Raw genomic sequence first — 13,681 nt, 5'->3', positions numbered from 1 at the left:
GTCCGCTTCCATTAGAATGATCGCCTTTCATTCTTCGCCCTATTGACTTAGGAAGGCTGTCATGAAACCGACGACCATCTCCCATTTGCACCAATGGAAACAAGAAAAGCGGAAATTCGCTTCGATCACCGCTTACGACGCCAGCTTCTCTCGCCTGTTCTTTGAACAGGGGATCAAGGTGATGCTGATTGGCGATTCTCTGGGCATGGCATTACAGGGACACGATTCCACGCTGCCCGTTACCGTTAGCGATATTGTCTATCACACGCATTGCGTTCGCCGCGGCGCGCCTTTGGCGCTGGTGCTCGCAGATCTGCCGTTCATGAGTTACGCCACGCCGGAACAAGCCTTTAGCCAGGCCGCAGAATTGATGCGCGCCGGCGCCAATATGGTCAAACTGGAAGGCGGAAGCTGGCTGGCGCCGACCGTGAAAATGCTGACCGAACGCGCTGTTCCCGTATGCGGACACCTTGGTCTGACGCCGCAGTCGATTAATATTTTCGGCGGTTACAAAATTCAGGGGCGCGACGAAGCGACGGCCAATCAACTCCTGGAGGATGCACTCGCGCTGGAGCAGGCCGGCGCCCAGCTACTGGTGCTGGAGTGTGTGCCGGTCGCGCTGGCGCAACGCGTCACCGAAGCCCTTGCGATTCCGGTCATCGGCATCGGCGCCGGCAATGTCACCGATGGACAGGTTCTGGTCATGCATGACGCCCTGGGCATTACCGGTGAGAAAACCCCTAAATTCGCCAAAGACTTTCTGGCGCAAAGCGGCGATATTCGCGCTGCCGCACGCCTCTATGTGCAAGAGGTGGAACAAGGGAGTTATCCGGCTGAAGAACATTCTTTCCATTAACACCGGCTGTTCTCATTAAGGAGTGTGGGTGTGTTGATTATTGAAACCCCTCTGCTGCTGCGCCGCGAAATTCGTCGCTGGCGTCAAGAGGGGAAACGTATTGCGCTGGTGCCCACGATGGGGAATTTGCACGACGGGCATCTGACATTGGTGGATGAAGCCAGAGCGCGGGCCGATATCGTGATCGTCAGTATTTTCGTCAATCCCATGCAGTTTGAACGACAGGATGATCTGGCGCATTATCCCCGCACATTGCAGGAGGATTGCGAGAAACTGAATCGTAAAAGCGTCGATTTGGTTTTCGCCCCCAGCCCGGACGTGATATATCCGAATGGGTTGGAAGCGCAAACCTTCGTCGACGTGCCGGGACTGTCCGCTATGTTGGAAGGCGCCAGTCGTCCCGGTCATTTTCGCGGCGTCGCCACCATCGTCAGCAAACTGTTCAATATGGCGCAACCGGATGTAGCCTGCTTCGGCGAAAAAGATTATCAGCAGTTGTTGCTGATCCGTCAGTTAGTCCGCGATATGGGCTATGACATCGCCATTGTCGGCGTACCGATTGTGCGGGCGAAAGACGGATTGGCGCTGAGTTCGCGTAACGGCTATCTCAGCCCGGAAGAACGCAAAATCGCCCCGCGCTTGCATAAGGTGATGGCTGGCGTGGTTGAACAGTTGTCGCAGGGCGAGCGGCAGATTGATGCGCTGCTGGGTCAGGCCGAAGAACAACTTCGACAGGCCGGTTTTACCCCGGATGAACTGTTTATTCGTGATGCCGATACATTACAGCCGCTGACCGCGGCCAGCGCTCGCGCGGTTGTTCTGATGGCCGCCTGGTTAGGCAAAGCGCGATTGATTGATAACCAGCAAGTTGATTTGACTGTGTGAACCGAGGTAACAAAGCGATGATACGTACCATGCTGCAAGGCAAATTGCACCGGGTGAAAGTCACCCAGGCAGATTTGCACTATGAAGGCTCTTGCGCCATCGATCAGGATTTTATGGATGCCGCGGGCATTCTGGAATATGAAGCGATTGATATCTATAACGTGGACAATGGTCAGCGTTTTTCGACCTACGCCATCGCGGGCGAGAGAGGTTCGCGAATTATTTCCGTCAATGGCGCGGCGGCACGCTGCGCCTGCGTGGGCGACAAACTGATCATCTGTTCTTATGTGCAGATGTCCGATGAGCAAGCACGAGAGCATCGTCCCAACGTCGCCTATTTCACTGGCGATAATGAACTGCAACGTCAGGCCAAAGCCATTCCGGTTCAGGTTGCCTGAGGGTGAAAAAGGCGGTGCTATCACCGCCTTCCCACTATCATGTATCAGGTACGTAGCCCGCGCCCACGCTCGATCAACCACCACGCCAGCAGATAAAACGCCAGGATAAAGCCGAGCAGCACCGTCATGGTAAAAACCAGCGGGACATCATGAATCCCCAGGAAGCCATAGCGGAACCCGCTTATCATATACACTAACGGATTAAGCTTCGACACCGCCTGCCAGAAGGGTGGCAACAGCGTCAGTGAATAAAATACCCCGCCAAGATAGGTGAGCGGCGTCAGCACGAAGGTCGGGATCAGGCTGATATCATCAAAGGTGGTGGCGAATACCGCATTCAGCAGTCCGGCCAGCGAGAACAGCACCGCCGTCAGTAATAGCGTCAGCACAATGATCCACCAGGCATGAACCTGAAGTGGAACAAAAAACAGCGATACCACGGTCACCAACATACCGACACATACGCCGCGCGCCACGCCGCCGCCGACATAGCCGGCGATGACCACATGGGTCGGCACCGGCGCGACCAGCAGTTCCTCGATATTGCGTTGAAATTTCGCACTAAAAAATGAAGAAGCGACATTGGCGTAAGAATTGGTGATCACCGACATCATGATCAAGCCGGGTACGATGAACTGCATATAATCAAAACCATGCATCTCACCAATACGCGAACCAATCAGATTGCCGAAAATAATAAAATACAGCGTCATGGTGATAACCGGCGGCACCAGCGTCTGTATCCAGATACGGCTAAAACGGTGGACTTCTTTCACCCAGATACTCTGTAACGCCACCCAATACAACTGCATCATGCTTTTTCTCCATTACCGTTAACCAGCGAGACAAACAACTCCTCCAGCCGGTTTGCTTTGTTACGCATACTCAGTACCTGTATCCCCTGCGCGCTCAACTGGCTGAACAGCCCATTCATGCCCTGTTCCCGCATCACTTCCACCTCAAGCGTCGAAGTATCCACCAACCGGAACGGATAGCCTTCAAGCTGAGGTAACGGGCTTTTGGCGGCCAGATCAAAAATAAATGTTTCAGATTTCAGTTTGGAGAGCAGATGACGCATCGAGGTGTTTTCCACCAGTTCGCCATGCTGGATAATGCCGATGTTGCGGCACAACATTTCGGCTTCTTCCAGATAATGGGTGGTCAGAATGATCGTGGTGCCCTGCGCATTGAGCTCTTTGAGAAAGCCCCACATGGAACGGCGCAGTTCAATATCCACACCAGCGGTGGGTTCATCCAGAATCAACAGCTTAGGTTCATGCATCAATGCGCGGGCGATCATCAGACGGCGTTTCATCCCGCCGGAGAGCATGCGGGATTTTTCATTACGCTTGTCCCACAAATCCAATTGCCTGAGGTATTTCTCCGCCCTCAGCATCGCTTCACCGCGTTTTACGCCGTAATAGCCCGCCTGACTCACCACTATCTGCAATACGGTTTCAAACTGGTTGAAGTTGAATTCCTGCGGCACTAACCCCAGTTGACGCTTGGCGTTAACCACGTCCCGATCCAGATCATAACCAAACACCCGTACCTTGCCGGCGGTTTTATTCACTAATGAGCTAATAATCCCGATAGTGGTGGATTTGCCTGCGCCATTCGGCCCCAGCAGAGCATAAAAATCGCCTGCTTCAACCTGTAGGTCGATGCCGCGCAATGCGTTGACGCCCCCTGAGTAGGTTTTGGTTAATTGCGCCAGTTCCAGTGCATATATCATAAGAAATGGATTGCCTTATTATCAGTGAGTTCTACAGTTTCAATTTTAAAACTATCGTTTTTCAAACGACGAATGTTGCCTTATATTACCTCTACTGTTTCTTGTCTGTCACAGGTCATTTACTTTCATGAAAGAAATTGAAGCACTCATCGCGAATAACCAACGCTGGTCAAAAACGATGGTGGAAGAAGATCCTGGTTATTTTGAACGGCTGGCGCAGGCGCAACGACCTCGTTTCTTGTGGATTGGATGCTCGGATAGTCGCGTACCTGCGGAAAGCCTGACCAGCCTCGCGCCAGGAGAACTGTTTGTTCACCGTAACGTCGCCAACCTGGTTATTCACACAGACCTCAACTGCCTGTCTGTCGTGCAATACGCGGTCGAAGTGCTGGAAGTCGAACACATCATTATTTGCGGTCATTACGGTTGTGGCGGCGTGCAGGCGGCAGTTGAAAACCCGGAACTGGGCTTAATCAACAACTGGCTGCTGCATATCCGCGATCTGTGGTACAAGCATAGTTCGCTGCTGGGAGAACTGCCTCCCGAACAGCGGTTGAATACGCTGTGCGAGATCAATGTCGTTGAGCAGGTTTATAACCTCGGTCACTCCACCGTGATGCAGTCAGCCTGGAAACGCGGACAAAAAATCATGATCCACGGCTGGGTTTACGGTATTCAGGATGGCCGATTGCGCGATCTGGAGGTTACCGCCACCAACAGGGAGACGCTGGAACAACGCTACCGTCGCGCCATTTCTTCCCTGCCCTGATTGATGCCAATTGACGCCTGCAACGGGCGTCAATTCACCGCCTCGCTTATGCTTGAGGAACCACTTTTCCGATATAGGGTAAATGGCGATAGTGCTGAGCATAGTCGATGCCATATCCCACCACGAACTCGTCAGGAATAGCGAACCCGACCCATTCGACGTTCACCTCCACTTCCCGACGTTCCGGTTTATTCAGCAGGGTACATATCGCCAGCGATTTAGGTTCACGCAATTGCAGAATTTCACGCACTCTGCTCAAGGTATTGCCGGAATCGATAATATCTTCGACGATCAACACGTCCTTACCGCGAATATCTTCGTCCAGATCCTTGAGGATTTTCACATCGCGAGTGGTATTCATACCGCTGCCATAGCTGGATGCCGTCATGAAATCGACTTCGTGCGCAACATCAATAGCCCGGCATAGATCCGCCATAAAGATAAATGAACCACGCAGCAAGCCGACCAACACCATATCACTGCCGCTGCCACGATAGTGATCGCTGATTTGTCGGCCTAACTCGTTAACGCGATCCATCACTTCCTGTTCAGGAATCATGACTTCTACGGTATGTTTCATCATACTCATAACTCTTTGAATAAAAGAATGCAGTATCATCGGCAAAGACGATGATGCCCCTTATGCTGAACGGTCGCCAGCGCAGGCAAATTGCGCCCAAGGGCGCGAAGTATACCAGAAACCACCGGCCAGCCCCATCCTTCCGGTTAAGGCGCGTTGATGAACATGCCTGATTACAAAATCAGTTATCGGGTGACTGCACCGCTGCCCGGTCAGCCATTTATTGATCTGCCGGCGAAGGCGTCGTAAGCGCCGGAAAGAGCACCGGCTGCTCGGTCTTAATGCTCAGACGCACATTCTGCCCCGGCTCAAACCAGTTGCTGGTCTGCACCAGAATGATCAGTTCGCCCAGGCTCACCTTATAGAGATTGGATGTGCCGGTAAAAAGCCGATCCTCAATTTGCGCGCTGCCGTCCGGGTCCAGCGCCAGCGCGACGTCCAGAGGACGCACCATCCAGTCGCATTGCGAATCAATCGGTTGATTCAGCCGATGATTGGCATGGTGATCGCCTAACACACTCTGCCATTGATGATCGCTTTGGATCTTCACAGGCAGATAATTCGTATTACCCAGAAAATCCGCTACAAACCGACTGACGGGGCGGTGATAAAGTTCATACGGATAACCTTGCTGAACAATTTTACCCGCCTCCAGCAAGATGAGATGATCGGCGCAGGCAAACGCCTCTTCCCGGCTATGCGTCGCAAAAATAGCCGCGATATGCCGCTGTTTCAATATCTGCCGCAATTCGGTTATCAGCTGATAACGGCACTGGCTATCCAGTCCGGCGAAAGGTTCGTCCAGCAACAGTAATTTGGGGTCGCAAGCCAGCGCCCGCGCCAGAGACAAACGCTGCTGCTGTTCGTTTGACAATTCATGCGGATAGCGGGACGCCACCTCATCAAGCTTCAACAGCGTCAGCATCTCCCCGCCGATACGCGCTACGTCGCTGGCCGCCTGACCATATAAACCAAACGCCACATTGCCTTCGACAGTCAAATGAGGAAACAAGGCATAATCCTGAAAAAGCATGCCAATCTGACGTTGCTCCGGCGGCAACATCTGCTGAGGGGTACTGATGGGTTGTCCGTCAAAGAGAATCTCGCCCTGTTCGATCGGCAACAAGCCGGCGATAGCGTGGAGCAGCGTCGTTTTACCGCTGTCATTTCTGCCCAGCAAGCAGATGGTTTCATCAGCCCGGACAGCAAACGTCACGTTTTCCAGACTCAGGCCACAGCGTAATGACTTCACACTGAGCATATCCACCGACGTTACCATGTTATTACCCTTTGATATTTAAAACCCGGATCAAGCCAACCACAGGAACCATTCCCACCAGCACCAGGACCAATGCAGGCAAAGCCAGCGATGTCGCCGGCTCCCCTGACGTCAACCGGAAAACATAGGTTGCCAGCATTTCAAGATGCAATGGACGCAACAGCAAAGAAACATTCAGTTCTTTCATACTTTCGGTGAAAACCAGCAGCGCGCCAACCAGCAGAGCGCGCCTCAGTAAAGGAAGATGCACCCGCGACCAGCGCTCGCGGGCAGAGCATTTAAGCACCAGACAGGCGCGATCCAGCGATAGCGGGATCGTCGCCATCCGGTATTCCAGACCATCCAGCATCAGGCGGGCAAATTTGGCGCTGTATACCAGCATCAGGATAAATAACGATCCTGATACCCACATTTCCGGCCCGGATAACGTCATACGCTGCGCCAGTTGTCCAAGACCATGACCAATCCAAACCAGAGGGATAAACCATCCCACCGCCAACACTGCGCCGGGGATCGCAAGGCTCAGGCCTATCAGCCGCATAGGAAGTTGATTCGCCGATGGGCCCACAGTGCGGGTATAAAACACAAATGATATCGCCATAAGCGTAATCAACGCAGTGGCCACGGTAGAAATCAGTACGCTGTTGCCGATAGCAAGCAGAAATACCTGATCCCAACCCGGCATAACCTGCCCCATCGCCCCCCACGCCAGCCGCAAGAGTGGAAAAATGAATGCCAGACAGACAAGGCTCCAACAGTAGAACTGCGCCAATCCGCTGCGCCAGCCGCGCAATCTGGGCGGGACAAGCGGTTCCGCCTGCAAACGCGCCTGGTAGATCTGGTTTTTCCGCCGCCAGACATGCGCCAGATACATCAATAAGAAAATAAAAGGCAGGATGATTACCGCAATACGCGCCGCCGCGCCCAGATCGCCCTGCTGCTGCCAGATATCCAGCACAGCGGTCGTCAGTGTAGGGAGCGCCAGATAAGATGCCGCGCCGTAGTCGCCGAAGGCCTCTACCGCCACCAGTATCGCCCCCGTCACCATCGCTGGTCGGGCGATGGGCAGACAAACCCGCTTTATTACTTGCGCATGGGAAAGCTTAAGCATGCGGGCCGAATGAATCAGGCTGGCCGGTTGTTTTGCCAATGCGTGGCGCACCAACAGATAAATATAAGGGTACAGCGCCAGCGCCAGGACAACGCATGCGCCGCACGGCACGGCCACAGAACCGGACAGTCCAATCAGGGTCTGCAAAGGCGCGGCGATATCGGCATAAAGGTAGGCAAGCAGGAAAGCGGGCATCGCCAAGGGCAAACAAAGCGCCCAACCCAAAATACGCTGGCCGGGAAAACGGTACATCGCCATCAACCAGGCCGCTGGCAAACCAATCAGCAAACTGAGCAGCACCGTGCCCGTCACCAGCACCGCCGAATTGAGCAGATATACCGGCAGTCCGCTCCGCCATAGCTGGGTGAATGCGCGACCTTCGGCAAGCAATTTCCGTGAGAAATTTTCAACGTCGCTGGCGACGGCCCACTGAGGGTCGGACAGGATGCCCGTCATAAAAAAAGCCTGAACGAAAACCGTTGCTAAAGGAAGCAGCAACAGTCCCGCCAACAACCAACTACTGACGCGCCAGAAACCGGAGATCATAAAGTACAAACTATATTAGTTAGACCATTATTATTAATAACAGAGCCTGACGCCGACGTCATGGCGTCAATCAACGATAAATAGCCTGTAATCGCACAATTAACCTGAAAAAAGCGCTTGCCTGAACCCCAACGCCGTTATCGTTCGCTTTTCAGCCCGCTTCTCGCCTGATATTGTCCGGTTTTATTACCCGTGCCGCCGTGCGCCCGCGACAAGAAAGCTTGGAACCAGAGGCAATATCTGTGATAACGTCATCTGACGATATATGAAACAGGTTCAACCATGAAAAACTCTGCGCTGGCGATGCTCTTGCTAAGTCTGATGAGCTTCTCCTCCGCCAGCAAAGCACTAAACGAATTTGAAGCGGAAGATCTTGCGGATCTGACCGCGATTTTCGTTTATCTGAAGAACAATTGCGGCTATCAGGATCTGCCCAATGAGCAGATTCGTCGGACGCTGGTGGCATTCGCGCAGCAAAATCGCTGGGATCTCAGCAATTACAATACCTACAACATGACCGCCTTGGGTGAAGACAGCTACCGTGACCTGAGTAATATTGCGATCGCGACACCTAAAAAATGCCAATCGCTGGCGCGTAATTCACTCGGATTGCTTGCCTACGCGCAATAATTCCCCCATCCTCCGTGCTGACTGAAATTTGACCGTGCAAGCGGCGCAAGAGTTAGCTATGATGGCGCGCCAATTTTCATGGCTGTTATCGCGGAGGAAGCCCTAACATGTCCCAGAAAGAAACTTGGTATGAAACCTTACATGCCAACTTTGGTCAGTATTTTTCCATCGACCGGGTGCTGTATCACCAAAAAACCGATCATCAGGATCTGATTATTTTTGAAAATGCAGCATTGGGCCGCGTCATGGCGCTTGATGGCGTGGTGCAGACCACCGAGCGTGATGAATTCATCTACCACGAAATGCTGACTCATGTTCCGTTGCTGGCTCATGGCAACGCCAAACGAGTGCTGATCATCGGCGGCGGCGACGGCGGGATGCTGCGTGAAGTTAGTCGGCACCGCGGCGTCGAACATATCACCATGGTGGAAATCGACGCCGGCGTAGTCGCCTTCTGTCGGCAATATTTGCCCAATCATCATGCCAGCGCTTATGACGATCCCCGTTTCCATCTGGTCATTGATGATGGCGTGAACTTCGTTAATCAATGCGCCGAGAAATTTGACGTCATCATTTCCGACTGCACCGATCCCATCGGGCCGGGTGAAAGCCTGTTTACCTCGGATTTTTATCAGGGATGCGCGCGTTGCCTGAATGACGGCGGGATTTTTGTCGCCCAGAACGGCGTCTGTTTCCTACAACAGGATGAAGCCGTCAACAGCCACCGAAAACTGAGCCATTATTTCAGTGACGTCAGTTTTTATCAGGCAGCGATACCGACCTACTATGGCGGCATCATGACTTTTGCCTGGGCTAGTAATCATGCGGCGTTGCGCCTGCTTAACGCGGAAACGTTGCGTCAACGCTTCGCGGCTTCCGGCATTGACTGTCGCTATTACAATCCAGAGGTGCATGTGGGAAGCTTCGCGCTGCCGCAATATTTATTAAATGCATTATCCGGTTCATAACAATTCTCACAGCAACCAATCAACAAGGGGGTGACTTAAATTGCACAAGCTGAAACTACACGGCTTTAACAATCTGACCAAAAGCCTGAGTTTTTGTATCTACGATATCTGTTACGCCAAAACAGCCGATGACCGCGCGGGTTATATCGCCTACATTGATGAACAGTATAACGCTAATCGCTTAACCGAAATCCTGAGTGAAACCTGCTCGATCATCGGGGCCAATATTCTTAACATCGCCCGTCAGGACTATGAACCACAAGGCGCCAGCGTAACCATTCTGGTCAGCGAAGAGCCGATGGATCCACGGGATGTCGATAATTCCGAACATCCGGGGCCTTTGCCGAACGCCGTGGTCGCGCATCTGGACAAAAGCCATATTTGCGTGCATACCTACCCGGAAAGCCACCCCGAAGGCGGATTATGTACTTTTCGCGCCGACATTGAAGTGTCAACCTGTGGCGTCATCTCCCCTTTAAAAGCACTTAACTATCTGATTCACCAGCTAGAATCCGATATTGTGACCATTGACTATCGTGTGCGAGGCTTTACCCGTGATATCAATGGCGTGAAACATTTCATCGACCACCAGATCAATTCGATTCAGAACTTCATGTCAGAAGACATGAAATCGCTGTATCAGTTGATGGACGTTAATGTTTATCAGGAAAATATTTTTCATACCAAGATGTTACTGAAAGATTTCGATCTGCAACATTACCTGTTCAATGTCCGTCCCGACGCGTTGAGCAATGCGGAACGCAAGAGAATTACTGACCTGCTGTATCATGAGATGCAGGAGATCTATTACGGCAGGAACCTGCCGAAATTGTGATGTCATGTTGAAGGGAGCCGATGCTCCCTTTTTTATCCTCAAGACATTACCCTCGCCACGCTTTCTTGAAAATGACGGTTTTTCCCTTTTCGCCTTGCGCCATCCGGGTTGGCGACCTGTTGTATTAGCTCACACATAAATCCTATATATTGTATGGTTGAAATTCAAAACAACTACATCTAGTATTCAAAGCGTAGCCTCATCACTAATGATGGTTGCTTCGTGGATCGGTCCGGGAACACTACCCGCCAGGCCAGCCGCTCCGATAAACTTCTTTCACGCCAAAGGGTAAATAAGAATCATGCGTATTACTATTTTCACCAAACCAGATTGTGTTCAATGCAATGCGACATGCCGTGCGCTGGATAAACAGGGAATTGACTATCAACTGGTGGACTTAACGGAAGATGCGCAGGCGTTACAGCAGGTTAGAGCATTAGGTTATCAGCAAATACCGGTTGTCATGACGGCTGACGATCACTGGAGCGGCTTCCGCCCGGACAAAATCAGTACGCTTCACGCCTCGCAGCGGTTGCAATAAGGGGGCGCGATGAACCCACTGGTCTATTTTTCCAGCCAGTCGGAAAACACCCATCGCTTCATTAGCAGGGTTGGGTTACCCGCCCTGCGAATCCCCATCGCGACCGGGCTTCCCACCCTGAAAGTGGAGCAGCCTTATATTCTGGTGGTGCCCAGCTATGGCGGCGGCAGCAGCAAAGGCGCCGTACCCCGTCAGGTGATCCATTTTCTGAACGAACGACAAAATCGTGATTACCTGCGAGGCGTCATTGCCGCAGGCAATATGAACTTCGGCGCAGCGTACTGCCTCTCGGGTGACATTATCGCGCAGAAGTGTCAGGTGCCTTACCTGTATCGCTTCGAGCTACTTGGCACCGCGGAAGACGTTGCAAATGTGCGTAAGGGAGTAACTGAATTTTGGCAACAACAGAATCCGTGATCACGAAACCAGCCAACACGGAGCTGGACTACCATTCTCTCAACGCCATGCTGAACCTCTACGACGCAGAGGGACACATCCAGTTCGAACAGGACAAACTGGCCGCACGGCGCTATTTCCTGCAACATGTGAATCAAAACACGGTGTTCTTCCATAATCTGGAGGAAAAACTGCGCTATCTGGTTGAGGAAGGCTATTACGAAGCGCAGGTTCTGGATCAATACGCCTTCAGTTTTATTAAAAGTCTTTTCCAGCAAGCATACCGTCATAAGTTTCGCTTTCAAACGTTCCTGGGCGCTTTTAAATATTACACTGGCTACACCCTTAAAACCTTTGACGGCAAACGTTATCTAGAACGCTATGAAGATCGCGTCTGCATGGTCGCGCTGACCCTTGCCGCGGGTGACGCCACACTTGCCAGCGCACTGGTGGACGAAATCATCAGCGGTCGGTTCCAGCCCGCCACGCCTACGTTTCTGAATTGCGGAAAAAAGCAACGTGGCGAACTGGTTTCCTGTTTTCTGCTGCGCATTGAAGACAATATGGAATCCATCGGTCGCGCGGTTAACTCAGCGCTTCAGCTTTCCAAACGTGGAGGCGGCGTCGCTTTCATGCTCACCAACATCCGTGAAACCGGCGCGCCGATCAAACGCATCGAAAATCAGTCGTCCGGCATTATTCCGGTGATGAAAATGCTGGAAGACGCCTTCTCCTATGCTAACCAGTTGGGCGCGCGTCAGGGCGCCGGCGCGGTATATCTCAACGCGCATCATCCCGATATTCTGCGTTTTCTGGATACCAAACGCGAAAATGCCGATGAAAAAATCCGTATTAAAACGCTGTCTCTGGGCGTGGTCATACCCGATATCACCTTCCAACTGGCGAAAGAGAATCAGGTGATGTACCTGTTTTCACCCTACGATGTCGAACAGGTGTATGGCGTTCCACTGTCGGAAATCAGCATCAGTGAAAAGTATCATGAGATGGTGAATGACAAGCGCATCCGCAAGTCACATATCAAAGCGAGAGAATTCTTTCAGATCCTTGCCGAGATCCAGTTTGAATCCGGCTATCCCTACATGATGTTTGAGGATACGGTAAACCGGGCGAACCCGATTGAGGGGCGCATCAATATGAGCAACCTGTGTTCTGAAATTTTGCAGGTGAATGACGCCAGCGTGTACGACGAGGATCTTGGCTATCATTATGTCGGCAAGGATATCTCCTGCAATCTCGGCTCGCTGAATATCGCCAAAGCAATGTCATCGCCTGACTTCGGGTTAACGGTGGAAATGGCTATTCGCGCGCTGACCGCCGTTTCCGATATGAGTCACATCCGCTGCGTACCTTCAATCGAAAAAGGCAATGACGAATCTCATGCCATTGGCCTCGGCCAGATGAACCTGCACGGCTATCTGGCCAAGGAACGTATTTTTTACGGTTCTGAGGAAGGCATTGATTTCACCAATATCTATTTTTATACCGTGGCCTACCACGCGCTGCGGGCATCGAATCAGTTGGCGATAGAGCGCGGCCAGCGCTTCAAAGGCTTTGAAAACTCGAAGTATGCTTGCGGCGAATATTTTAACAAATACATTGAGCAAAGCTGGCTGCCCGCCACAGAACGGGTACAGGCGCTGTTTTCTCAGGCCGGGATCACGCTTCCCAATCAGCAGGATTGGGCGGACTTGCGCGAATCGGTCATGACCTATGGTATTTATAACCAAAATTTACAGGCCGTGCCGCCGACAGGCTCGATCTCTTACATCAATCATTCCACATCCAGCATTCACCCGATTGTGTCGCGTATTGAGATTCGCAAAGAAGGCAAAATCGGACGGGTTTACTACCCTGCCCCTTATATGACCAATGACAACCTGGAGTATTACCAGGATGCCTACGAAATTGGTCCGCAGAAGATTATTGATACCTATGCCGCCGCGACTCAGCACGTCGATCAGGGATTGTCGCTGACCTTGTTCTTCCGTGATACGGCCACCACGCGGGATATCAATAAAGCGCAAATCTATGCCTGGACCAAGGGGATCAAAACCATCTATTACATTCGTATACGACAGATGGCGTTGGAAGGTACAGAGGTTCAGGGCTGTGTGTCCTGCGCGCTATAAGC

The 13,681-nt window shown here is 52.1% G+C and carries 15 protein-coding genes; 10 read left to right on the top strand and 5 right to left on the bottom strand.

Annotated features, from left to right (window positions below):
- Window positions 1-61 precede the first annotated feature (61 nt).
- The 3 genes from panB to panD are packed head-to-tail and all read left to right on the top strand — an operon-like array spanning window position 62 to window position 2,139.
- Window positions 62-856 (top strand): 3-methyl-2-oxobutanoate hydroxymethyltransferase, encoded by a 795-nt coding sequence (panB, locus tag DES54_RS06965; RefSeq protein WP_113865881.1) that lies wholly within the window; start codon window positions 62-64, stop codon window positions 854-856.
- Between the two features lie 30 nt (window positions 857-886).
- A complete protein-coding gene (gene panC / locus DES54_RS06960) occupies window positions 887-1,741 on the top strand; it encodes a pantoate--beta-alanine ligase (protein ID WP_113865879.1) in 855 nt (284 codons plus the stop codon).
- 17 nt (window positions 1,742-1,758) lie between these two features.
- Window positions 1,759-2,139, top strand: a complete 381-nt coding sequence (panD, locus tag DES54_RS06955) for an aspartate 1-decarboxylase (RefSeq protein ID WP_113865877.1) — start codon at window positions 1,759-1,761, stop codon at window positions 2,137-2,139.
- A 44-nt stretch (window positions 2,140-2,183) separates the two neighbouring features.
- On the opposite strand, the gene DES54_RS06950 is transcribed toward panD, so the two are convergent.
- Complete coding sequence (locus tag DES54_RS06950; RefSeq protein WP_113865875.1) at window positions 2,184-2,954, bottom strand: ABC transporter permease; 771 nt, start codon at window positions 2,952-2,954, stop codon at window positions 2,184-2,186.
- Window positions 2,951-3,874 (bottom strand): ABC transporter ATP-binding protein, encoded by a 924-nt coding sequence (locus tag DES54_RS06945; protein WP_113865874.1) that lies wholly within the window; start codon window positions 3,872-3,874, stop codon window positions 2,951-2,953. Before DES54_RS06945 ends, DES54_RS06950 begins: the two co-directional genes overlap by 4 nt.
- Before the next feature lie 127 nt (window positions 3,875-4,001).
- Here DES54_RS06945 and can point away from each other — a divergent pair, with 127 nt between their 5' ends.
- Complete coding sequence (gene can / locus DES54_RS06940; protein ID WP_113865872.1) at window positions 4,002-4,643, top strand: carbonate dehydratase; 642 nt, start codon at window positions 4,002-4,004, stop codon at window positions 4,641-4,643.
- A 46-nt stretch (window positions 4,644-4,689) separates the two neighbouring features.
- On the opposite strand, the gene hpt is transcribed toward can, so the two are convergent.
- From hpt to DES54_RS06925, 3 genes are all read right to left on the bottom strand, one after another.
- Window positions 4,690-5,223, bottom strand: coding sequence for a hypoxanthine phosphoribosyltransferase (hpt, locus tag DES54_RS06935; protein ID WP_113865970.1), 534 nt, complete (start codon window positions 5,221-5,223; stop codon window positions 4,690-4,692).
- A 220-nt stretch (window positions 5,224-5,443) separates the two neighbouring features.
- The gene (locus DES54_RS06930) at window positions 5,444-6,502 is read right to left on the bottom strand and encodes an ABC transporter ATP-binding protein (RefSeq protein WP_113865870.1); all 1,059 of its coding nucleotides are present in this window, start codon (window positions 6,500-6,502) and stop codon (window positions 5,444-5,446) included.
- A gap of 4 nt (window positions 6,503-6,506) precedes the next feature.
- Entirely contained in the window at window positions 6,507-8,159 is a 1,653-nt protein-coding gene (locus DES54_RS06925; protein ID WP_113865868.1) for an ABC transporter permease, read from the bottom strand.
- 282 nt (window positions 8,160-8,441) lie between these two features.
- Here DES54_RS06925 and DES54_RS06920 point away from each other — a divergent pair, with 282 nt between their 5' ends.
- The 6 genes from DES54_RS06920 to nrdE all read left to right on the top strand — a co-directional run bounded on the left by DES54_RS06920 (window position 8,442) and on the right by nrdE (window position 13,679).
- A complete protein-coding gene (locus tag DES54_RS06920; RefSeq protein WP_113865866.1) occupies window positions 8,442-8,789 on the top strand; it encodes a YacC family pilotin-like protein in 348 nt (115 codons plus the stop codon).
- Between the two features lie 107 nt (window positions 8,790-8,896).
- Window positions 8,897-9,757, top strand: coding sequence for a polyamine aminopropyltransferase (speE, locus tag DES54_RS06915; RefSeq protein ID WP_113865864.1), 861 nt, complete (start codon window positions 8,897-8,899; stop codon window positions 9,755-9,757).
- Window positions 9,758-9,797: 40 nt separating this feature from the next.
- The gene (speD, locus tag DES54_RS06910; RefSeq protein WP_113865863.1) at window positions 9,798-10,592 is read left to right on the top strand and encodes an adenosylmethionine decarboxylase; all 795 of its coding nucleotides are present in this window, start codon (window positions 9,798-9,800) and stop codon (window positions 10,590-10,592) included.
- A 301-nt stretch (window positions 10,593-10,893) separates the two neighbouring features.
- Window positions 10,894-11,133 carry a glutaredoxin-like protein NrdH gene (gene nrdH / locus DES54_RS06905; protein ID WP_113865861.1) on the top strand — a complete coding sequence of 80 codons (240 nt, stop codon included), beginning with the start codon at window positions 10,894-10,896 and terminating at the stop codon, window positions 11,131-11,133.
- Between the two features lie 9 nt (window positions 11,134-11,142).
- Window positions 11,143-11,550 (top strand): class Ib ribonucleoside-diphosphate reductase assembly flavoprotein NrdI, encoded by a 408-nt coding sequence (gene nrdI, locus DES54_RS06900; RefSeq protein WP_113865859.1) that lies wholly within the window; start codon window positions 11,143-11,145, stop codon window positions 11,548-11,550.
- Complete coding sequence (gene nrdE / locus DES54_RS06895; RefSeq protein ID WP_113865857.1) at window positions 11,529-13,679, top strand: class 1b ribonucleoside-diphosphate reductase subunit alpha; 2,151 nt, start codon at window positions 11,529-11,531, stop codon at window positions 13,677-13,679. The genes nrdI and nrdE overlap by 22 nt, the downstream gene beginning before the upstream one ends.
- The last annotated feature ends 2 nt before the right edge of the window (window positions 13,680-13,681 follow it).

Source organism: Brenneria salicis ATCC 15712 = DSM 30166, from assembly GCF_003315515.1.
Classification (GTDB): Bacteria; Pseudomonadota; Gammaproteobacteria; order Enterobacterales; family Enterobacteriaceae; genus Brenneria; species Brenneria salicis.
This window is presented reverse-complemented; position numbering and strand designations above follow the sequence as displayed.

Bases quoted from the DNA above. Each gene is read 5' to 3' on its own strand.
- panB (WP_113865881.1), top strand. From the start codon at position 62: ATGAAACCGACGACCATCTCCCATTTGCACCAATGGAAACAAGAAAAG.
- panD (WP_113865877.1), top strand. From the start codon at position 1,759: ATGATACGTACCATGCTGCAAGGCAAATTGCACCGGGTGAAAGTCACC.
- DES54_RS06950 (WP_113865875.1), bottom strand. From the start codon at position 2,954: ATGATGCAGTTGTATTGGGTGGCGTTACAGAGTATCTGGGTGAAAGAA.
- DES54_RS06945 (WP_113865874.1), bottom strand. From the start codon at position 3,874: ATGATATATGCACTGGAACTGGCGCAATTAACCAAAACCTACTCAGGG.
- can (WP_113865872.1), top strand. From the start codon at position 4,002: ATGAAAGAAATTGAAGCACTCATCGCGAATAACCAACGCTGGTCAAAA.
- hpt (WP_113865970.1), bottom strand. From the start codon at position 5,223: ATGAAACATACCGTAGAAGTCATGATTCCTGAACAGGAAGTGATGGAT.
- DES54_RS06930 (WP_113865870.1), bottom strand. From the start codon at position 6,502: ATGGTAACGTCGGTGGATATGCTCAGTGTGAAGTCATTACGCTGTGGC.
- DES54_RS06925 (WP_113865868.1), bottom strand. From the start codon at position 8,159: ATGATCTCCGGTTTCTGGCGCGTCAGTAGTTGGTTGTTGGCGGGACTG.
- DES54_RS06920 (WP_113865866.1), top strand. From the start codon at position 8,442: ATGAAAAACTCTGCGCTGGCGATGCTCTTGCTAAGTCTGATGAGCTTC.
- speE (WP_113865864.1), top strand. From the start codon at position 8,897: ATGTCCCAGAAAGAAACTTGGTATGAAACCTTACATGCCAACTTTGGT.
- nrdH (WP_113865861.1), top strand. From the start codon at position 10,894: ATGCGTATTACTATTTTCACCAAACCAGATTGTGTTCAATGCAATGCG.
- nrdI (WP_113865859.1), top strand. From the start codon at position 11,143: ATGAACCCACTGGTCTATTTTTCCAGCCAGTCGGAAAACACCCATCGC.